The following is a 19,273-nucleotide window of genomic DNA, read 5'->3' as shown; positions in this document are numbered from 1 at the left end:
GAGGTTCCTAGCCGCGCGCGAGCTTGCCCGAGACGGTGTCGGCCGCCGCCATCACGTCGGCGGCGAGCCGCTTGATCAGCGTCGGCTTGATGCGCGCCGACGGGCCCGAGATGCCGATGGCGGCCAGCACGTTGCCCTCGGTGTTGAGGATGGGCGAGGCGACGCCCCACACCGTCTCGCGCCATTCGCCGCGGTTCACCGCATAGCCGGTGGTGCGGATGCGCTCGAGTTCGTGCAGGAATTCGGCCGGCTTGGTGATGGTCTTCTCGGTGTGGCGCGTCAGGCGGCGCGACAGCCCCTGCAGGTAGCCCTCGTCCTGCCAGGCCAGGATGGCCTTGCCGGTGGCCACGCAATAGGCGGGCGCGCGGCCGCCGATTTCCGAGTAGGCGCGCACGGGCTCGGGGCTGTCCAGCTTGTGGATGTAGACGACCTCGTCGCCATCGAGCACGGACAGGTGCACCGTCTCGCGCGTGTCCTTCAGCAACTGCTCCATCGCTTCGCGCGCCGCGCCCTTGATGGTCAGCCGCGCTTCCAGCGCCGTGCCCAGCTCCCACAGCTTCAGCGTCGCCTGGTAGGTGCCGCGCGCCTCGTTCTTCTGCACGTACCCGAGCTCCACGAGCGCCTGCAACAGCCGGTGCACGTTGCTCTTGCCCAGCTCCAGCCGGGTGGCGATCTCGGTCACGCCCAGCGCGCTGTCGCTGCGCGCCAGGTGTTCGAGCAGTTGGAGTCCCTTGACCAGTGTGTTGTTCATGTCGCGTCCCACCCCTCCGTCATGCGGGGCGGGACGATGATAGCAACCACCCTGGCCGCCCCTGCGGCTCAGGCCGCGGCAGGCTGCTTTTCCTTCGAGTCGCCCGTGAGCACGCCGTTGGCCTCCCGGATCGCCTTGCCCGTGGCCTTGGCCGCATCGGACTCGGCCCGCAGCCGGGCGATTTCTTCGGGGGACACGCGTTCGATGTTGGAGAAGTCCAGCTTCCAGGCCGCCGAGGCGCTCCAGCGCTGTGGCGACTGCACCGTCGTGCGCGGCGCGGGCGCCGTCTCCAGCACGCGCAGGGCGAGCTCCAGCGTGGCGGCCTGCGACTCGGGGTCCTTCGGCCTGCCGGCGGCATTGCCCAGGGGGAAATCGGAGAACAGGAAGCGCGGCACGCCCACGTGCTCCACGATGTCCTTGGCGCAGCCCATGATGACCGTGGGAATGCCGGCGGCCTCCAGTGCGCGCGCCGTCAGGCACATGGTCTGGTGGCAGATCGGGCAGTTCGGCACGAGCACGGCGACGTCGACGCCATCGGCCTTGCAGCGCTCCAGGATCATCGAGATGTCGATTTCCAGCGTGTGGCGCTGGCTGCGGTTGGTCGGCACGCCGTGGGCGTGCGCGGCCAGCTTGCCGATGCGGCCGGCGGCCGCCAGGCGGCGCAGCGCCGGTAGCGGGAACCAGCTGTTGCTGTCCTCCATGGAGGTGTGCTTGCGGTCGATGCCCACGTGCGAGACGCGCACGTCGTGGTCCCTGGACGTGTCCATGGTGTAGGGCACGTAGAACTTGGCGGCGGCGTTGTAGGGCGCGCCGGGGCCTTGCGGGCCCTTGTCCGGCTGGTAGGGCGACGCCGTCGTCAGCAGCGCCACGGTCGATTGCGACAGCGGCTTCTTCAGCGGCGTGAACGGCACCTCGAGGTAGTGGGCGTAGCGGTAGGGGTTGTTGTAGCCCAGGGCGAGGTACCAGTCGCGCGTGCGCTTCATGTAGGGCACGGGGCTGTCCTCGTCGGACGCGAATCCGAGCAGGGCATCCAGCTCGGACTGGGCAAGGGGCTTCTCGTCGGCGGCAGGGTTGATGTTGCTCATGGTCTCTTCGGGTCGAAAGGGTCGAGGGTGCGCGAATAGCCGGAGACGAAGGCCTTGGACTGGCCGGTCTCGGCGTCGAAGACGTGGCGGCTGGTGCGGCCGATGTTGCCGCCGTACAGGTGGATGCTGATGCTGACGCGGTCGTCGAAGGCATTGCGCACCAGGTGCACGTCGCCGTGGGTCGGCGACACGATCTCCACCTGGCCGGGTTCGAGGCGGCCTTCCGTGCCCAGCTTGCGCGGCGCGCCGGCGCCCAGCTCGTAGCGCTGGCCGAATTCGGCGCCGCGCAGCATGCCGATGACACCCCAGACCGTGTGGTCGTGGATCGGAGTCTTCTGCCCCGGGCCCCAGACGAAGCTCACCAGCGAAAAGCGGTCCTGCGGATCGGCGTAGAGCAGGTGCTGCTGGTAGAACTTCTCGTGCGGCTCGGCCATCGAGTCGGGCAGCCAGCCGTCGGTGGCGACGAGCTGGCGCATGCGCTCGGCCGCCTGTTCGGGCACCTTCTCGCCGCCCTTGGCGACGATGCGCTCGATGTCGCGGATGAATGCGCGCAGGGGTGCGAGGTCGTTCACTGCTTGCGTCCTCATGAGGCTGCCTTGGCGGCCAGGGTGCGGGCCCGGTGGGCCACGATGCGCTCTTTCAAGCCGGGGCGCGCCGCCGAGCGTACCAGCGCGGCGAGGTCGGCGTCCGAGCCGGCGTCGGCCGTCGCCGCGCGCAAGGCCGCGACCGTTGCGCGGTCCACCGCAGGCGCGGCGAGCCAGGGCGCGAGGCTGTCGGCGCCGGCTTCCGCGCCGGCGCTCGCCAGCCCGGTGCGCAGGGCCTGCGCCTGGTCCAGCGAACCGCCGTCGCAGGTGAGGCGGCGCGCTTCGTCGCGGCCCACGCGCACGGCCAGCCGGCGCGTGCCCAGTACAAGGCCGAAGCCCGCGCCCGGGAAACGGAAGGTGGCGTCGGGCGCGGCGAGGCGCACGTCGCAAGCGGCGAACAGGTCCGCGCCCGCGCCCCAGGTGCGGCCCTGCGCCAGCGCCACGGTGCGCACGGGGGCGCGCCAGACGGCGTCGAGCAGCAGTTCGATCTGGACGAAGCGCTGCAGCAGGTCGGCGTCGCTGGCGGTCTCGAGGTCCGACAGGTCGAAGCCGGTGCAAAAGTGGCGACCCTCGCCGCTGAACACGATGGTGTGCACGCGCGGGTCGGCCACCGCGTCCGCCACGTGTGCCGCCAGCGCGGCGACCAGCCGGGTGGAGAGCGCGTTGCCCTTCTCGGGCCGGTCCAGACGGATGCGCGCGATGCCTTCGCCCTGCGTCATGTCGTTTCCATCATCTTGTTGCGCAGCGCCTCGGTGTGTTCGCCCAGTGCCGGCAGCGAGTCGCGCAGGGGCACGGGCGCGCCGTCCAGCCGCACGGGGCAGGCGACCGTGCGCGTCGTCACGCCGCCCGGCAGGGTGATCTGCTGCACCAGCTCCAGGTGGCGCGCCTGCGGGTCCTGCAGCGCCTCGCCGTAGCCGTTGATGGGCGCGTGCGGAACGCCGGCCTCGGCGAAGCGCGCCAGCCAGTGCTGCACCGGCTGCTGCATGAAGCGCGGCTCGAGGATCGCCTTCAGTTCGGCCTGGTGCTGCGCCCGCGCGCTGGGCGTCGGGAAGCGCTGGTCCTGCGCGAGCTCGGGCAGGCCGACCACTTCGCACACCGACAGCCAGAGCTTGTTGTTGCCCGCGGCGATGACGAAGTGCCCGTCGGCGGCGCGGAAGGCCTCGTAGGGCGCGTTGCGCGGATGCGCGGAGCCGAGCTTGCGGGGGTTGTGGCCGGTACCGAAGTATTCGCTCGTCTGCAGCGCCGCGATGGCGAGCGTGGTGGAGAACATCGGCACGTCCACCTGGCCGCCGCGGCCGCCGGCGCGCACCTGCGCCAGCTTGGCGGCGATCGAGTAGGCGGCGTAGAGGCCGGCGGTGAAATCGGACACCGGCACGCCGCACTTGACCGGCGCGCCGTCCGCTTCGCCGGTCACGCTCATCACGCCGGCGGCGGCCTGCACGGTGACGTCGAAGCCGCCCTCGCCGCTGCGCGGCCCGCTCTGGCCGTAGGCCGAAATGGAGCAGTACACGAGCTTCGGGTGGTGCTCGCGGAACCAGGACCAGCCCAGGCCGAGACGCTCCATGACGCCGGGCCGGTTGTTTTCCACCAGCACGTCCGCCTGCAGCACCAGCGAGCGGGCGAACGCCAGGTCCGCCGGGTCCTTCAGGTTGAGCGCGACCGAGCGCTTGCCGCGGTTGAGCGAGGCGAAGTTCTCGCTGTAGCCCTGCGACAGCGGCGGCCACTGGCGCAGGCTGTCGCCCTCCAGCGGTTCGACCTTCACCACGTCGGCGCCGAAGTCGGCCAGCAGCATGCCGCAGAAGGGGCCGGCCGCCACCTGGCAGAACTCGACGACGGTGACGCCGTGGAGCGGGAGTTGCGGGGAGGACATCGAATGGTGTTCCAAAATATGGATTAAGTATTCTGTATTTGTGATTCTAGGGGCCGAGGCGCGCCAGCGCAAGCGCCGGCCCCGCAGCACTCAGTGGCCGGGCTCCAGCCCGACCGACTTGATGGTGTCGCCGTAGGAGTCCAGGTCGTGGCGGATCACCGCGGAGAACTTCTCCGAGTCGGCGTAGTTCGCCACCGCGCCCAGCGCCTCGAGCTTCTGGCGCATCTCCGCCGTGGTGAGGATCTTCGCCAGCGCCTTGTCCATCCGGCTTACCGCCGCGGCCGGCGTGCCCGCGGGCGCGACGATGCCCCACCAGCTGACGATGCTGAAGCCCTTCCAGGTCTCGCCGAGCGCCGGGATCTCGGGGAACGCGTTCACGCGCTGCGGCGCGGAGGTGCCCAGGATGCGCAGCTTGCCGGCGTCCACCAGCGGCCGCATCGCCAGGATCGTGTCGATGGTGTAAGTGAGCTCGCCGGCGGCCACCGCCGTCACGCTGGCCGCGCTTCCCTTGTAGGGGATGTGGCGGGCGTCGAGCTTCAGCGCGGCGCGCGTCTGCTCGCCGCTGAGGTAGCCGATGCTGCTGGCCGTGCCGTAGGTGAAGTTGGCGCCGGGCTTGCGGGACGCGTCGACCAGATCGGAGGCGGTCTTGTAGGGCGCCTGCGTGGCGACGGCCAGGTAGAAGGGGGTGGCGGCGACCAGGCTGACCGGCGCAAAGTCCTTGATCGGGTCGTACTGCGCCGTGGCGGCGTACAGCGTCTTGTTGATCGCCAGCGAGGGCGTCACCATGCCGATGGTGTAGCCGTCGGGCGCGGCCTTCGCCACCAGCGCGGTGCCGATCTGCGTGTCCGCGCCGGGCCGGTTGTCGATGACCACAGTCACGCCCAGTTCCTCGGACATCTTCTGCCCGATCAGGCGGCCCACCACGTCGGTGCCACCGCCGGGCGGGAAGGGGATGACGAGCCTGATGGGCTTGTCGGGCCAGGCGGCCAGCGCCTGGTGGGACACCGCCGCGAAGGCGAACGCGGCGAGGGTGGCGGCGATGCGGGTCATGGTGTGTTCCACAAATGAAAACGGAAATTCCATAATAGAACACGAATGGCGCGGCGTCGAGAAGGGCAGCCAAAGGTCTTTCCCGGGTTGACGGCGGCCGGCGCGGCTTCCTATACTGTCTCGCAAATACGGAATATGTGTTCCGTATTTGGGAACAACCTCGGCCTCACCCCATCCATACCCACGCCATGACCCGACCCTTCGAAGGCATCCGCATCCTGGACTTCACCCGTTTCCTGGCCGGCCCGTTCGGCTGCTACCAGCTGGCCCTGCAGGGCGCCGACGTGGTGAAGGTCGAATCCTTCGACGGCGACGACGCGCGCGTCTCCATCATCGACCCCAAGTCCCAGGTCGAGAAGATGGCCCCGTACTTCATGGCCGTGAACGCCAACAAGCGCAGCCTCACCGTGAACTTCCGTTCGCCCGAAGCCATCGAGGCCCTCAAGCGGATGGTCGCGCAGGTCGACGTGGTGTGGGAGAACTTCCGCCCCGGCGTGATGGAGGCCATGGGCCTGGGCTACGAGGCGCTGTCGGCCATCAACCCGCGCCTCATCTATTGCTCGGTCTCCGGCTTCGGCCACACCGGCCCCGAGGCCAGGCAGGCCTGCTTCGACGGCAAGATCCAGGCGATGTCCGGCATCATGAAGCTGACCGGCAAGGAAGAGGACGGCCCGATGCGCGCCGGTTTCGCCATCTGCGACGTCATGGCGGGCATGACCAGCGCCCTGGCCGTGTCCAGCGCGCTGTTCCAGCGCACGCACACCGGCAAGGGCCAGTTCGTCGACGTGGCGATGCTCGACTCGGCGCTGAACTACCTGGCGATCGAAGTGGCAGAGCACACGCTGACGGGCATCGTGCACAAGCAGCGCGGCAACATGACGATCAGCCGCAAGGTCACCGGCAACCGCTTCGACACCGGCGACGGCGCCATCGTGCTGGCCGCGCTCACCGAGAAGCAGTTCGCCGGCCTGCTGACCACCGTCGGCCGCGCGGACGCGCTGAAGGATCCGCGCTTCGCGGACTGGCTGACCCGCGCCGCCAACGAGCCGGCGCTGCGCGCCATCATCGAAGGCGGCCTGGCCAGCGCCGGCGCCCGCGAATGGGAGGACCGCCTGACGAAGGCCGACGTGCCCTGCGCCGCCGTGATCGGCATCGAGGAAGTCATCCGGCACCCGCAGCTGGAATCGCGCGATGTGCTGCAGAAGGTGGACACGCACCTCGGCGAGAAGGTGCTCGTGGGCTCCGGCTTCCGCCTCGCGCACGGCTCGCCCGCGATCGACCGGGCGCCGCCGCGGCTGGGCGAACACACGGCGGACGTGCTGCGCGACTTCGGCTTCAGCGAAGGCGAGATCGACAAGCTGCAATCGCACGAGGCTTTCGGCCGGGGTGTCGAAACCGCCGCCGCGCACTGAACGGCCATGACCGTCTACACCGCCACCCACTGGGGCATCTACGAAGTCGAGCAGGGCCCTTCCGGGCCGGTGCTCAAGGGCCACGCGAAGGACCCCGATCCTTCGCCGATCGGCCTGGCGATGGTGGACGCCGTGCGCGCGCGCAACCGCGTGATGCGGCCGGCGGTGCGGCGCAGCTGGGCCGAGAAAGGGCCTTGCGCGGCGCCTGAAAAGCGGGCGGCGGAGGCCTTCGTCGAAGTCCCCTGGGACGAGGCCCTGGACCTCGCCGCTGCCGCGACGAAGCAGCTGATCGCCGAGCATGGCAACGAGGCGGTGTTCGGCGGCAGCTACGGCTGGTCCAGCGCCGGCCGCTTCCACCATGCGCAGAGCCAGGTGCATCGCTACCTGAACTGCCTCGGCGGCTACGTGCGGCACAGCGAGTCCTACAGCCTCGGCGCGGCCAAGGTGGTGATGCCCCACATCCTGGGCAACATGGACAACCTGTTCGCGACCCACACCAGCTGGAACGTGCTGGAGCAGCACTGCAAGCTGTTCGTCGCCTTTGGCGGCTCGCCGGCGAAGAACGGCCAGGTGAATCCAGGCCTCGTGGGCCAGCACATGGTGCGCATCGGCCTGCAGAAGATGCAGCAGGCCGGCACGCGCTTCATCAACATCAGCCCCGAGAACACCAACCTGGAGACCGGCGGCGAGGTGGAGTGGATCCCGATCCGCCCCAACACCGACACGGCGATGCTGCTGGCCATCGCCCACACGCTCTACACCGAAGGCCTGCACGACAGCGGCTTCCTCGCCAGGTACAGCGTGGGTTTCGACCAGTTCCTGCCTTACCTGCTGGGCACCAGCGACGGCGTGGCCAAGACCGCCGAATGGGCGGAGCGCATCACCGGCGTGCCGGCGCAGCGCACCCGGCTGCTCGCACGCGAACTGGCCGGCACGCGTTCCGTCGTGACGATGACCTGGGCGCTGCAGCGCGCGCACCATGGCGAGCAGCCGCCCTGGGCGCTCATCACCGTGGCGGCCATGCTGGGGCAGATCGGCCTGCCCGGCGGCGGCTTCGGCTTCGGCTACGGTACGGCCAACGCGGTCGGCAACGTGAGCCCGCGCGTGTCCGGGCCCTCCTTCCCGCAGGGCCGCAACCCGGTCGATGCCTTCATTCCCTGCGCGCGCATCGCCGACATGCTGCTGCATCCCGGCGCGCCCTTCCGCTACAACGGCCGCGACCTCGTGTACCCCGACATCCAGCTGGTGTACTGGGCGGGCGGCAACCCCTTCCACCACCATCAGGACCTGAACAGACTGCTGCAGGCCTGGCGCAAGCCCAAGGCCGTCATCGCCAACGAGCAGTTCTGGACGCCGGCGGCCAAGGCGGCCGACATCGTCTTCCCGGTGAACACGACGCTGGAGCGCGAGGACATCGGCTATTCCGCGCACGAGCGCTACGTGGTCGCGATGCGCAAGGTGATGGAACCGGTGGGCGAATCGCGCAGCGACTACGACGTGTACTCGGCGCTGGCTGCGCGGCTGGGCGTGGAGGCGGCCTTTACCGACGGCCGGACCGAGGCGCAGTGGCAGCGCGAGATGTACGAGAACTTCCGCGCGAAGTACCCGCGGCTGGAATTCCCGGACTACGAAGGCTTCCTGCAGGCCGGCATGCTGGACCTGTTCCAGGGCGAGCCTTCGCACGTGATGCTGGCGGAATTCCGCGCCGACCCGGCCGGTTGCCCGCTGGAGACGAAGTCGGGCCGCATCGAGATCTTCTGCGAGACCATCGCCTCCTTCGGCTATGACGACTGCCCGGGCCATCCGACCTGGATGGAACCGGCCGAGTGGCTGGGCTCGCCCAAGGCGGAGCGCTTCCCGCTGCACATGGTGTCGGACCAGCCTTTCACCAAGCTGCACAGCCAGCTCGATCACAGCGCCTACAGCAAGGCCAACAAGATCCACGGGCGCGAACCGGTGCTGATCTCGCGCGAAGATGCGGGGGCGCGCGGCATCGAGGAGGGCGACGTGGTGCGCGTGTTCAACGACCGCGGCAGCTGCCTGGCCGGCGCGCGCGTCTCGCATCGCATTCGAGCCGGCGTGGTCAAGCTCTCCACCGGCGCCTGGTTCGATCCCTCGAGCTGGGGCGCGGACAAGACGCTGGAAAAGCACGGCAACCCGAACACGCTGACGCTGGACATCGGCGCCTCGAGCCTGTCGCAGGGTTGCGCGGCGCAGACCTGCCTGGTGCAGGTGGAGAAGTACGGCGGCGAACTGCCGGCGCTGACGGCGCACGAGCCGCCCCAGTTCGCGCGGCCCTGAACAAGGCAGGAAGGCGCCGGGGCGGGCCCGGCGCCTGCTCTCAATCCACGCGCAGGTTCAGCTTCTTGATCAGCTTCGCGTAGTAGTCCAGGTCGGCCGGGATCTCCTTCCTGAGTTCCTCGGTGCCGACGAAGGCGGGGTACTGGCTCACGGGCAGCAGCTTCGCCGCCGTGTCCGGCGCATTGGCCACCTTCTCCATCGCGGCCGCCACGCGCTTGATGATCGCAGGGTCGGTGCCGCCCGGCGCCATCAGGCCCACCCAGACCGCGTCGCTGATGTCCGGGTAGCCTTGTTCGGCGAAGGAGGGCACGTCCGGCAGTTCCGCCGTGAAGCGGCCGTTGCCCTTGCCGCGGGCGCCCAGGATCCGCATCTTGCCGGCCTTCACGTACTGCAGCGAGGAGGGATCGAACATCATGTCGACGCGCCCGCCCAGGATGTCCGTGGTGGCCTCCGACGAACCCTTGTAGTGCACGATCAGCAGCTTGGTGCCCAGCATCTCGGCGAGCAGCTCGCAGGCGATGTGCGAGCCGGAGCCCTGGCCGGCGGTGCCGCAGGTCACCGAATCCGGCTTCGCGGCGGCCAGCGCCTTGAGCTGCGCCATGTTGGAGGCGGGGAAGTCCTTGCGCGCGACCAGCAGCGTGAAGTTGGTCGAGAAGGCCGCGACCGGCGTCAGGTCCTTGCGCGGGTCGTAGTCGACCTTGCGCACCTGCGGCGTGAAGGACACCGAGGCGCGGTGTCCCAGCAGGAAGGTGTAGCCGTCCGGCTGCGCGTGCGCCACGGCGGCCGCGCCGATGGAGGCGCCGCCGCCGGGCTTGTTGTCGACGACGACGCTTTGCCCCAGCTCCCTGGACAGCCCATCGGCGATGAAGCGGCCGGCCGCGTCGGACGGGCCGCCGGCCGCGTAGGGCACCACCAGCCGGATGGTGTGGCTGGGCCATTTGTCCGCCGCCGCTGTGGCCATCGAGGCCACGGCCAGGCTGACCGCGAGCGCCACGCGGGCGCCAGGGTGGAAGGGTCGCATGCTTGTCTCCTGGTGGAAGCGCGGCTCAGGGCTGCGCGAATTCGGGCGGCTCGTAGGCGCGCATGGCGGGCACGGCGCCCCGGTACTTCTCCACCTGCACGAGGCAGGTCTGCGCGCTGCAGCCCTGCGACAGCCGCGAGGCGCCGGCGTCGCGGGTCAGCGTGTTGGGGTTGCCGTGGCGGTCGGGCAGGCTGGCGTCGCCGGCGCGCTCGGGGTCCCACCAGGCGCCGGTCGAGAGCTTGACGACGCCCGCCAGGATGCCGTCGCTGACCACGGCGCCGGCCAGGCAGGAGCCGCGGTCGTTGAACACGCGCACGATGTCGCCGTCGGCGATGCCGCGCGCCGCAGCGTCGGCAGTGGAGATCACGACCGGCTCGCGGCCGGCGATCTTCTTCGACCTGCTGTACGAGGAGAAGTCCAGCTGGCTGTGCAGCTTGGTCAGCGGCTGGTCGGACAGCATGTGCAGCGGGTACTGCTTCGCCTTCGCGGCGCCCAGCCACTCGGCCGGCTCGAACCACTTCGCGAAGCCGGGGCAGTCCTCGTAGCCGAAGGCGGCCACGCGCTCGCTGAACAACTCGATGCGCCCGCTGGGCGTCTTCAAGGGATGCGCCTGCGGGTCGGCGCGGAACTCGTGCAGCATCACGGCCGGCTTGGTGGACAGCGGCAGGCGCACGGCGCCGGCCTGCCAGAACGCGTCGTAGTCCGGCACCGCCTGGCCGCGCTCGCGCATCTTGTCGGCCCAGCTGCCGTAAATCTGCCGCAGCCATTGGGCCGAGGTGCGGCCCTCCGTGAACACCTCGGCGACACCCAGGCGCTGCGACAGGTCCGCGAAGATGTCGTAGTCGTCGCGCGCCTCGCCGGGAGCCTGCTCCAGCTTGCGCATGGCCACCAGCAGCGACTCACGCGAGGAGAAGCCGAGGTCGTCGCGCTCCAGCGTCGAGGTCGCCGGCAGCACGATGTCGGCCATCTTGGCGTGGAAGTTCCACACCTGTTCGTGGCAGATCACGACCTCGGGCCTGGCCCAGGCCTGCACCAGCCGGTGCAGGTCCTGGTGGTGGTGGAAAGGGTTGCCGCCGGCCCAGTACACCAGCCGGATGTCCGGATAGACGCGCGGGCTGCCGTTGTAGTCGAAGGTCTCGTTGGGGTGCAGCAGCAGGTCGGCGATGCGCGCGCAGGGGATGAAGGCACTCACTGCGTTGCGGCCCTGCGAAAACGTGGGTCCGGGAATCTTCTCGTAGGGGCTGCCCATGACGTTGGCCGGGCCGTAGCCGATGCCGAAGCCGCCGCCGGGCAGGCCGACCTGGCCGAGCAGCGCCGCCAGCGCGATGCAGGCCCAGAACGGCTGCTCGCCGTGGTCGGCGCGCTGCAGCGACCAGGACACGTTGACCAGGCTGCGGGTCGCGGCGAGCTCGCGCGCCAGGCTGGCGATGCGGGCCGCGGGCATGCCGGAAATGGCTTCGGCCCAGGCCGGGGTCTTCGCCACGCCGTCGCTGGCCCCCAGCACGTAGGGCTTCCACTTCTCGAGGCCGGTGGTGTACTTCTGCAGGAAGGCGTCGTCCTGCAGGTTGTGAACCAGGACCTCGTGGGCCAGTGCCAGCATCACCGCCGTGTCCGTGTTCGGGCGGATCGGCACCCATTCGACGCTGGCGTCGGGCAGCGGCAGGTCCGCGCGCACCGGGCCGATGTGCACGAACTTGCAGCCGTTGGCGCTCAGCGCCTCCAGCCCGCCCGGGGCGAAGTGCGTCATCGCGCCGCCGGCGTTCACCTGCGCGTTCTTGGTGACGACGCCGCCGAAGGTGACGAACAGGCGCGTATGGCGCGCCAGCACTTCCCAGCTGGTGTGCGAGTCCTTCAGCTCGTCGAGGTCGGCGACGATGTGCGGCGTCACGACGCGGCCGGCCCCGAGGCTGTAGGAATCCGTGTGCCGCACGTAGCCTCCCAGCGCGTTGAGGAAGCGGTGCACCTGGCTCTGCGCGTGGTGGAAGCGCCCGGCGCTGGACCAGCCGTATGAGCCGCCGAAGATGGCCTGGTTGCCGTGCGCGGCGGTGACCCGGCGCAGTTCGCCGGCGACGAGCTCCAGCGCCGTTTCCCAGCTGACTTCCACAAAGGGCTCTTCGCCGCGCCCGCTGCGCCGGCGGCCGTCCAGCCAGCCCTTGCGCACCGCCGGACGCTGGATGCGCAGCGGCGAGCGGTAGGCGTCCAGCATGGACAGGCCGATCGGCGACGGATCGCGGTCTTCGCGCCAGGGCGCCAGCGCGGGGGCGGGGCCGCCGCGGCTGATCTCGTAGGCGCCCCAGTGCGCCACGGCGAGGTCGCAGTCGACGGTGGTGAAGGGTTGGGCTGGTGCCGACATGTTATTCCAAAATGCAGAACGGCAATTCCGTATTTGGTCATCCTAGCGGCCAGCCCCGGACGGGTCAACCGGGCAACTGCGGACAGGCCCCGTTGACAGGCCCGTGGATGCCGATTTAAATTCTATTTTGAGAAATACGTGTTTCCATATATGGAACAACACTGGCTGCCGAGGAGAGCCCCATGAAGCAATTGCACATCGCCCGCCGCGCGCTGCTGGGCTGCGCGCTGGCCCTGGCCCTGCCGGCCATCGCCCAGACGTACCCGAGCAAGCCGATCCGCTTCGTCATTCCCTATCCGGCGGGCGGAACGTCCGACGTGGTGGGCCGCCTGCTCGCCAATGGCCTGGCGGAAAGGCTGAAGCAGCCCGTCGTCGTCGACAACCGCGCCGGCGCCGCCACCGTGATCGGCACCGACATCGTGGCCAAGAGCCCTGCGGACGGCTACACGCTGCTGCTCGCCTCGCCGGGGCTCGCGATCAACGCAGCCATGAAGAAGGGCATCCTGCCCTACGACACCGAAGCCGACCTCGAGGCGGTCTGCACCGTCGCCGAGCTGCAGATGGTGATCTATGCGTCCGCGTCCAGCGGCTTCAGGACGCTGGGCGAGCTGCTTGCCGCCGCCAAGGCCAGGCCCGGCGCCATCAGCTTCGGGACGGCCGGCGAAGGATCCACCGGCCACCTGGGCATGAAGCTGGTGGAGCAGGCCGCGGGCGTGAAGCTCACGCACATCCCCTTCCAGGGCTCGGCGCCTTCGATGAACGCACCGCTGGGCGGCCACGTGAACCTGATCGTCGACACCTCCTTCCTCGGCGCGCCGAACGTGGCGTCGGGAAAGATCAAGGGGCTCGCCGCGCTCGCGTCCCGGCGTTCGCCGCTGCTGCCCGAAGTGCCCACGGCCACGGAGCTCGGCGTCAAGGTCGATGCCTCGGCCTGGTACGCGATCTTCACGCGGCGCGGCACGCCGCCGGCCGTCGTCGAGAAGATCAACGCCGCCCTGCGCTCCGTGCTGCAGGACCCGAAGTCGCGCGAGATCCTGGACAAGAGCGGGTTCAGCGTCATTGCCGACAGCCCGGCGCAGTCGCAGGCCTTCTTCCAGGGCGAGCTGGCCAAGATGGCCGCCGCCGTGCGCGAATCGAATTGAGGCGGAGCAGCGCCATGACCGGTTCCTTCGACCTCCTCGTCATCGGTGGCGGCAGCGGCGGCGTGCGCGCCGCGCGCATGGCGGCGCAAGCCGGCGCCCGCGTCGTGCTGGTGGAAGGCGCGCCGCTGGGCGGCACCTGCGTCAACCTCGGCTGCATCCCGAAGAAGCTGTATGCCTACGCCGCCGAGTACGCCTCGCATTTCGAGCAGGCCCGCGGCTTCGGCTGGTGGGTGGACGGCGCCACCTTCAACTGGCACGCACTGCGGACCGCGCGCGCAGCGGAGATCGCGCGCCTGAACGGCGTGTACGAACGCATGCTGCTGGCCGCCGGCGTGCACATCGTCCGGGGCTGGGCCAGCTTCGAGGACCCGCACAGCGTGCGCGTGGCCTCGGCCGAGGGCGAGCAGGTGCTGCACGCCTCGAACATCCTCGTTGCGACCGGCAGCGAAGCGCAGGTCCCCGCCTACCCGGGACAGGAACATGCGCTCGTCTCCGATGCCATGTTCGACCTGCCGCAGCTGCCGCGCCGGCTGGCGGTAGTCGGCGGCGGCTACATCGCCTGCGAGTTCGCGTCGATCTTCCGTGGCTTCGGCTGCGAGGTCACCCAGCTCGTGCGGGCCGGCGGCGTGCTGCGCGGTTTCGACGAGGACGTGCGCGAAGTGCTGGCGCGGGAGATGCGCGCGCAAGGCGTGGACCAGCGCTTCGGCGTCCAGGTCGCGTCGATCGAACGCGCCAGGGGCGAGCTGCAGCTGCGGCTGGCCGACGGTGCGCTCGTCACGGCCGATGCCGTGCTGTCCGCCACCGGGCGCAAGCCGCGCACCGCCAGCCTGCGGCTGGAGCGCGCCGGGCTCAAGGCCACGCCCAATGGCGCGTTGGAGGTCGACGACGTGATGCGCACTTCGGTTCCGCACATTTTCGCCGTCGGCGACGTCACCGACCGCATGCAGCTCACGCCGGTGGCGCTCGGCGAGGCGATGGTCGTCGTCGACACGCTGTTCGGCCAGGGTCGGCGCCGCATGTCCTACGAGTACGTGCCCACGGCAGTCTTCACCCATCCCAACGTGGCGACCGTCGGTTACTCCGAGCACGAGGCGCGCTCGCGCTTCGGTGACGTGCGCGTCTTCCGCAGCGATTTCCGCGCGCTGAAGCACACGCTCTCGGGCAGCGCCGAGAAGACCATGATGAAGCTGCTGGTCGACGCGGCAACGGACCGCGTGGTCGGCCTGCACGTGGTCGGCGCCGAGGCCGGCGAGATCGTGCAGGGCTTCGCCGTCGCCATGAAGGCGGGGGCGACCAAGGAACTGTTCGACAGCACGGTCGGCATCCATCCGACGGCGGCGGAAGAATTCGTCACGATGCGCCAACAAGTCCAAGCATGAACGACCCCACCCAGGAAGAACACCGCGCCCGCATCGAGCTCGCAGCCGCCTACCGCGTCGCTGCTCGCCTGCGCTTCACCGACCACCTGGCCACGCACTTCTCCGTGCGCGTGCCGGGGCCCGACGAACACTTCCTGATCAACCCATACGGGCTCACCTTCGACGAGGTGCGCGCGTCCAACCTGGTCAAGGTCGATGTCGGCGGCGAGGTGGTGGACGACCCGACCGGCCTCGGCATCAACCGCGCCGGCTTCGTCATCCACAGCGCGTTGCACCGGGCCCGGCCGGACGTGCACTGCGTGCTGCACACCCACACGGCGGCCGGCATCGGCGTGGCGGCGCAGGAAGACGGGCTGCTGATGGCCTCGCAGCACGCGATGCTGTTCCACGGCCACCTGGCCTACCACGAGTACGAGGGCGTGGCCACGGACCTCGACGAGCAGCAACGCCTGGTGCGCGATCTCGGCGCCAACGACGCGATGATCCTGCGCAACCACGGGCTGCTGACCTGCGGGCCCACGGTCGCCCATGCCTTCACGCTGCTCTATTACCTGGAGCGCGCGTGCGCCGCGCAGATCGCGGCCCAGTCCGGCGGCGCGCGGCTGCACACCGTTCCGCCGGCCGTGGCGGAGAAGGTCGGCGCGGTGAGGGACAGCGCCCGCTGGCCGGACCTCGCGCAGCGCAACTGGGACGCCTTCGTGCGCGAGCAGGATCGCGTCGACGCCTCGTACAAGGCTTGAGCGGCGGCTCAGCCGCCGCGCAGCTGCGCGATCCAGGAGGCGTCCCGGGCCGAGGGCAGGGCATGCAGCACTTCGAGCAGCGCCTCGGACCGGCGCGCGCCCAGGCCGGCGCAGTTCGCATGGAACTTCTCCAGCAGGTGGGCCTCGCTCAAAGGCCTGTGCACGCTGCCGTACACGTCGTCGACGCGGCCTTCCCAGAGCACCGAGCCACCGGCGTCCAGGAAGCGCAGCGCGCCCATCACGTGGTGGGGGAACACGCCGTCCATCTCCGGACGGGGCACGAACTGCACCTTGCGCGCGAGTGCGCGGATGCCGTCGTCGAGCACGTAGTCCTGCTGGAAGTCGCGCAGGAACAGGTGCCCGGTGCCTGCCTTGGTCAGGGCCCGCGCGATGCAGTAGGGCGCGCTGATGAGGGCCATGAAGCGATCCGGCGGCGAGGCCTTCAGCTCCTGCGGCTGGAACAGCGTGGCGAAGCGGGACGTGACGCTGGATTCGATGCGCGCGATGGCGGCCAGCCGCTGCGCCAGCGCCGGCCGGGCCTGGTTGGCCAGTTCGACCAGGGGGTGGATGATGTATTCGAGCGGGTAGTACTTGAAGGACATCTCCTCGCAGATCCAGGGCTGGCCCTCGGCGCGCTGCAAGGCTTCGGCACGGTAGTTGTTGCCGGTGAAGGCTTCGAAGAAGCCCTGGCGCGTCTCCAGGACGGAGTCCGGACCCGTGAAGCCTTCGCGCGCCAGCAGCGCCGCGGCCAGGCCGGCTTGCGCGGCCCAGCCGGCCTGCGTGCGCTTGGTGGAGTTGTCGCCGCGCGAGATGCCGGCCAGGCCGGCCGCATAGCTGGCCGCGATCGCCAGCGCTTGGGCGGATTGCGCTTCGTCCAGCTGCAGCAGTTTCGCGGTGGCCGCCGCCGCTGCCAGGGTGCCCAGGATGGCCGTCGGGAAGAAGCCGTGGCTTCGCACCGCCGAGCCGCCCCATTCCGGCGCACAGGCCGCCCAGCCGATGCGGCCGCCGACCTCGTCGCCGGCGAGCACGGCCTCCAGGAAGGCGAGGCCGTTCGCATTCACCAGTTCGGACGCGGCGAGCGCCGCCGGGATGACGGCGGTCGAAAGATGCCCGACCGACGGCAGATGGGCGTCGTCGAAGTCGTAGCCATGGATCAGCGTTCCGTTGAGCATCGCCGCACCGGCCGGCGAGAGCCGTTCGGCGCGTCCGATGACGCTGCAAGCTCCGCTGCCGCCGAGGGCGGTGCTGGCCCGGACCGCGTCCGCTGCGAAGTCGTCGGCGGCCGACGCCGCGGCGCAGCCGACGCTGTCGACGATGGTCGCGAGCAGCGCGCGCCGCGTTGCTTCGCGCACCGATTCGAAGTTCGTCCGCACGACGAGCCTGGCAAGGTCTTGATGGAGGGCCATGGCACCGGATGCTATCGGCGCGATCCGGGGCTGTCAAAGAGTGTTCCACATATGCGAACACATATGCTTGATATTGGAACTCCCATTGACGCCGTAGCGGCGGCTCGCTAAATTGGCCTGCGCCTGTTCCAGGAGACCCGATGAAACCTGCAGCCTCCCTTCGTGTGGCCTTCGCCGGCCTGCTGCTGCTCTGCGCGGGCCTCTGCGCCCACGCCGAGGGCTATCCCGACAAGGCGGTGCGCGTGATCGTGCCTTTCCCGCCGGGCGGCGGCTCCGACATCGTCGCGCGCCTGCTGGGCCAGCGCCTGTCGGAGCTGTGGAAGGTGCCGGTGATGATCGACAACAAGCCGGGCGCGGACACGCAGATCGGCACCTCGCTGCTCGCGCGGGCCGCGCCGGACGGCTACACGCTAGGCGTCATCTCGCCGTCCTTCGCCACCAGCAAGGCGCTCTATGCGAACCTTCCGTACGACGTGGTGAAGGACTTCACGCCGGTCGGCATGGTCGCGAGCACGCCCGTGCTGGTCGCAGTGAACTCGGAGGTGCCGGCAGCGACGGTGAAGGAGCTGGCGGACCTGTCGCGGCGCAAGGCCGGCAAGCTCAACTACTCGGTCTCCAGCACCACCACGCTGCTGTTCGGGGAACTGTTCCGGGCCGCGGCCGGGGTCGATGCGCAAGCGGTCCCCTACAAGGGCAGCGGTCCCTCCGTCACCGCCACGGCCGCCGGCGAGACCGCGTTCACCGTGGACACTTACGGCGTGATGAAGCCGCTTGCGGACGCCAGGCGCATCCGCCTGATCGCGGTCGCCTCGAAGGAGCGCTTCTTCCCGGTGCCCGATGTCCCGACCTTGGACGAACTCGGCATCCCGGACGTGGCGCTGGATTCGTACTGGGGCGTGATCGCGCCGGCCGGCGTGCCACCCGCCGTGGTGGCGCGCCTGGGCGCCTCGCTCAAGGAAGTGCTGGCGATGCCCGACGTGCAGCAGCAGCTGAAGTCCGCGGGCAACGTGGCGGCCTATTCGACGTCCGAGGACTTCGGCCGCTTTCTCGCGGCGGAATTCGTCCGTTACGAACGCATCGCCAAGGCGCGCGGCATCAAGCCCGTGAATTGACGGCAACCAGGAAAGACAAGCGATGGACCTCCCTACCTTCGACAATGCGCAGGCCTGGACCGGCCGCGACATGGCGGCCCGCGATGACTGGATCCACACCCTGGCCGCCGGCGAGATCGCCGAAATCGACGCAGCCGTGCGGCACGCCGAAGCCAGCGGGCGCGACATCCTCGAATTGCGGCGCGAAGACTTCCCGCTGGACCGCCTGCTGCCCGTGCTCGCCGCGGTGCGGCGCGAGACGCTGGCCGGACGCGGCTTCTTCCTGATCCGTGGCATTCCGGTGGAGCGCTACACGTTGCGCCAATCCGCGATCGCGTACTGGGGCGTCGGCCTGTATCTGGGCGAAGGCGTCTCGCAGAACGCGAAAGGCCACGTGCTGGGCCACGTGGCGAATCTCGGGCTGGACTACGCGGACCCGCATGTGCGCGGCTACCAGACGACCGTGCGCCTGCCTTACCACTCGGACATGTCGGATCTCGTGCTGCTGCTGTGCCTGAAGGCCTCGCGCAGCGGCGGCTTGTCCTCCGTCGTGAGTTCGACGACGCTGTGGAACGAACTGGTGCGCGCGCGCCCCGACCACGCGCGCGCGTTGATGGAGCCGGTCTACTTCACGCGCTGGAACGAAATCCCCGAGGGCCGCGAAGCGCATGCGCGCGTGTTCCCGTTCGTGCCTTGCGAAGGCCGCATGATCGCGACCTACGTTCGCGCCGCCGTCGTCAAGGGCCAGAAATTGCCCGGCGTGCCGGCCCTGGCGCCGGCGCAGGTCGAGGCCATGGACTACCTCGATGCACTCGCGGCGGACCCTCGCCTGCATCTTGACATGGCCTTCCAGCCCGGCGACATCCAGGTGCTGTGCAACCATTTCACGCTGCACTCGCGCACCTCCTTCGAAGACTGGCCGGAACGCGAACGGCGCCGCCACCTGATGCGGCTCTGGCTGGCGTGTGACGATGGTCCCACGCTGCCTGCTTTCCTGACCCAGGACTACCAATGCGCGACCGCGGGTGGCCGCCCGAACGGCGTGCGCGTGCCGGGCGCCAGCCTGGTGGCGCCGATCGAGCCCTAGC

16 protein-coding genes are annotated in these 19,273 nt (G+C 69.8%); 7 read left to right on the top strand and 9 right to left on the bottom strand.

Features of this window, described 5'->3' with window-relative positions:
- Positions 1-7: 7 nt before the first annotated feature.
- The 6 genes from HHL11_RS23605 to HHL11_RS23580 form a co-directional block, all read right to left on the bottom strand.
- Complete coding sequence (locus HHL11_RS23605) at positions 8-751, bottom strand: IclR family transcriptional regulator (protein ID WP_169420996.1); 744 nt, start codon at positions 749-751, stop codon at positions 8-10.
- A gap of 68 nt (positions 752-819) precedes the next feature.
- Positions 820-1,836, bottom strand: coding sequence for a glycine/sarcosine/betaine reductase selenoprotein B family protein (locus HHL11_RS23600; RefSeq protein WP_169420995.1), 1,017 nt, complete (start codon positions 1,834-1,836; stop codon positions 820-822).
- On the bottom strand, positions 1,833-2,423 hold the full coding sequence (locus HHL11_RS23595; protein ID WP_169420994.1) for a cysteine dioxygenase family protein: 591 nt from the start codon (positions 2,421-2,423) through the stop codon (positions 1,833-1,835). The genes HHL11_RS23600 and HHL11_RS23595 overlap by 4 nt, the downstream gene beginning before the upstream one ends.
- A complete protein-coding gene (locus HHL11_RS23590) occupies positions 2,420-3,139 on the bottom strand; it encodes an enoyl-CoA hydratase/isomerase family protein (RefSeq protein WP_169420993.1) in 720 nt (239 codons plus the stop codon). Before HHL11_RS23590 ends, HHL11_RS23595 begins: the two co-directional genes overlap by 4 nt.
- Positions 3,136-4,290 carry a CaiB/BaiF CoA transferase family protein gene (locus HHL11_RS23585; RefSeq protein ID WP_169420992.1) on the bottom strand — a complete coding sequence of 385 codons (1,155 nt, stop codon included), beginning with the start codon at positions 4,288-4,290 and terminating at the stop codon, positions 3,136-3,138. The genes HHL11_RS23590 and HHL11_RS23585 overlap by 4 nt, the downstream gene beginning before the upstream one ends.
- A gap of 90 nt (positions 4,291-4,380) precedes the next feature.
- Entirely contained in the window at positions 4,381-5,340 is a 960-nt protein-coding gene (locus tag HHL11_RS23580) for a Bug family tripartite tricarboxylate transporter substrate binding protein (protein WP_169420991.1), read from the bottom strand.
- A 188-nt stretch (positions 5,341-5,528) separates the two neighbouring features.
- Between HHL11_RS23580 and HHL11_RS23575 the strand changes: the two genes are divergently transcribed.
- Positions 5,529-6,752: a CaiB/BaiF CoA transferase family protein gene (locus HHL11_RS23575; RefSeq protein ID WP_169420990.1), complete on the top strand. Its 1,224-nt coding sequence runs from the start codon at positions 5,529-5,531 to the stop codon at positions 6,750-6,752.
- A 6-nt stretch (positions 6,753-6,758) separates the two neighbouring features.
- The gene (locus tag HHL11_RS23570; RefSeq protein ID WP_169420989.1) at positions 6,759-9,053 is read left to right on the top strand and encodes a molybdopterin-dependent oxidoreductase; all 2,295 of its coding nucleotides are present in this window, start codon (positions 6,759-6,761) and stop codon (positions 9,051-9,053) included.
- A 40-nt stretch (positions 9,054-9,093) separates the two neighbouring features.
- Here HHL11_RS23570 and HHL11_RS23565 read toward each other — a convergent pair whose 3' ends face one another.
- Entirely contained in the window at positions 9,094-10,074 is a 981-nt protein-coding gene (locus HHL11_RS23565) for a tripartite tricarboxylate transporter substrate binding protein (RefSeq protein WP_169420988.1), read from the bottom strand.
- A 25-nt stretch (positions 10,075-10,099) separates the two neighbouring features.
- Positions 10,100-12,427, bottom strand: coding sequence for a molybdopterin-dependent oxidoreductase (locus HHL11_RS23560; protein WP_169420987.1), 2,328 nt, complete (start codon positions 12,425-12,427; stop codon positions 10,100-10,102).
- 182 nt (positions 12,428-12,609) lie between these two features.
- Between HHL11_RS23560 and HHL11_RS23555 the strand changes: the two genes are divergently transcribed.
- From HHL11_RS23555 to HHL11_RS23545, 3 genes are read left to right on the top strand one after another with little or no spacing between them, the layout of a single operon-like run.
- Positions 12,610-13,569: a tripartite tricarboxylate transporter substrate binding protein gene (locus HHL11_RS23555; RefSeq protein ID WP_169420986.1), complete on the top strand. Its 960-nt coding sequence runs from the start codon at positions 12,610-12,612 to the stop codon at positions 13,567-13,569.
- Between the two features lie 14 nt (positions 13,570-13,583).
- On the top strand, positions 13,584-14,948 hold the full coding sequence (gene gorA / locus HHL11_RS23550; protein ID WP_169420985.1) for a glutathione-disulfide reductase: 1,365 nt from the start codon (positions 13,584-13,586) through the stop codon (positions 14,946-14,948).
- Positions 14,945-15,688, top strand: coding sequence for a class II aldolase/adducin family protein (locus HHL11_RS23545; RefSeq protein WP_169420984.1), 744 nt, complete (start codon positions 14,945-14,947; stop codon positions 15,686-15,688). Before gorA ends, HHL11_RS23545 begins: the two co-directional genes overlap by 4 nt.
- Positions 15,689-15,696: 8 nt before the next feature.
- Here the strand turns inward: HHL11_RS23545 and HHL11_RS23540 are convergent, their stop codons facing one another.
- On the bottom strand, positions 15,697-17,094 hold the full coding sequence (locus HHL11_RS23540; RefSeq protein WP_169420983.1) for an MmgE/PrpD family protein: 1,398 nt from the start codon (positions 17,092-17,094) through the stop codon (positions 15,697-15,699).
- Positions 17,095-17,234: 140 nt separating this feature from the next.
- On the opposite strand from HHL11_RS23540, the gene HHL11_RS23535 reads away from it, so the two are divergent.
- Together HHL11_RS23535 and HHL11_RS23530 are read left to right on the top strand one after the other, a co-directional pair.
- Positions 17,235-18,206, top strand: coding sequence for a tripartite tricarboxylate transporter substrate binding protein (locus tag HHL11_RS23535; RefSeq protein WP_169420982.1), 972 nt, complete (start codon positions 17,235-17,237; stop codon positions 18,204-18,206).
- Between the two features lie 22 nt (positions 18,207-18,228).
- Entirely contained in the window at positions 18,229-19,272 is a 1,044-nt protein-coding gene (locus HHL11_RS23530) for a TauD/TfdA family dioxygenase (protein ID WP_169420981.1), read from the top strand.
- The last annotated feature ends 1 nt before the right edge of the window (position 19,273 follow it).

Source organism: Ramlibacter agri (assembly GCF_012927085.1).
Classification (GTDB): domain Bacteria; phylum Pseudomonadota; class Gammaproteobacteria; order Burkholderiales; family Burkholderiaceae_C; genus Ramlibacter; species Ramlibacter agri.
The sequence above is the reverse complement of the archived record's forward strand: the minus strand, read 5'-3'. Positions and strand labels throughout refer to the sequence as shown.

Excerpts from the sequence above, each read along its gene's own strand:
- HHL11_RS23590 (WP_169420993.1), bottom strand. The coding sequence starts at position 3,139 with ATGACGCAGGGCGAAGGCATCGCGCGCATCCGTCTGGACCGGCCCGAG.
- HHL11_RS23585 (WP_169420992.1), bottom strand. The coding sequence starts at position 4,290 with ATGTCCTCCCCGCAACTCCCGCTCCACGGCGTCACCGTCGTCGAGTTC.
- HHL11_RS23530 (WP_169420981.1), top strand. The coding sequence starts at position 18,229 with ATGGACCTCCCTACCTTCGACAATGCGCAGGCCTGGACCGGCCGCGAC.
- HHL11_RS23555 (WP_169420986.1), top strand. The coding sequence starts at position 12,610 with ATGAAGCAATTGCACATCGCCCGCCGCGCGCTGCTGGGCTGCGCGCTG.
- HHL11_RS23600 (WP_169420995.1), bottom strand. The coding sequence starts at position 1,836 with ATGAGCAACATCAACCCTGCCGCCGACGAGAAGCCCCTTGCCCAGTCC.
- HHL11_RS23595 (WP_169420994.1), bottom strand. The coding sequence starts at position 2,423 with ATGAGGACGCAAGCAGTGAACGACCTCGCACCCCTGCGCGCATTCATC.
- HHL11_RS23570 (WP_169420989.1), top strand. The coding sequence starts at position 6,759 with ATGACCGTCTACACCGCCACCCACTGGGGCATCTACGAAGTCGAGCAG.
- HHL11_RS23545 (WP_169420984.1), top strand. The coding sequence starts at position 14,945 with ATGAACGACCCCACCCAGGAAGAACACCGCGCCCGCATCGAGCTCGCA.
- HHL11_RS23580 (WP_169420991.1), bottom strand. The coding sequence starts at position 5,340 with ATGACCCGCATCGCCGCCACCCTCGCCGCGTTCGCCTTCGCGGCGGTG.
- HHL11_RS23565 (WP_169420988.1), bottom strand. The coding sequence starts at position 10,074 with ATGCGACCCTTCCACCCTGGCGCCCGCGTGGCGCTCGCGGTCAGCCTG.
- HHL11_RS23560 (WP_169420987.1), bottom strand. The coding sequence starts at position 12,427 with ATGTCGGCACCAGCCCAACCCTTCACCACCGTCGACTGCGACCTCGCC.
- HHL11_RS23540 (WP_169420983.1), bottom strand. The coding sequence starts at position 17,094 with ATGGCCCTCCATCAAGACCTTGCCAGGCTCGTCGTGCGGACGAACTTC.
- HHL11_RS23575 (WP_169420990.1), top strand. The coding sequence starts at position 5,529 with ATGACCCGACCCTTCGAAGGCATCCGCATCCTGGACTTCACCCGTTTC.
- HHL11_RS23535 (WP_169420982.1), top strand. The coding sequence starts at position 17,235 with ATGAAACCTGCAGCCTCCCTTCGTGTGGCCTTCGCCGGCCTGCTGCTG.
- gorA (WP_169420985.1), top strand. The coding sequence starts at position 13,584 with ATGACCGGTTCCTTCGACCTCCTCGTCATCGGTGGCGGCAGCGGCGGC.
- HHL11_RS23605 (WP_169420996.1), bottom strand. The coding sequence starts at position 751 with ATGAACAACACACTGGTCAAGGGACTCCAACTGCTCGAACACCTGGCG.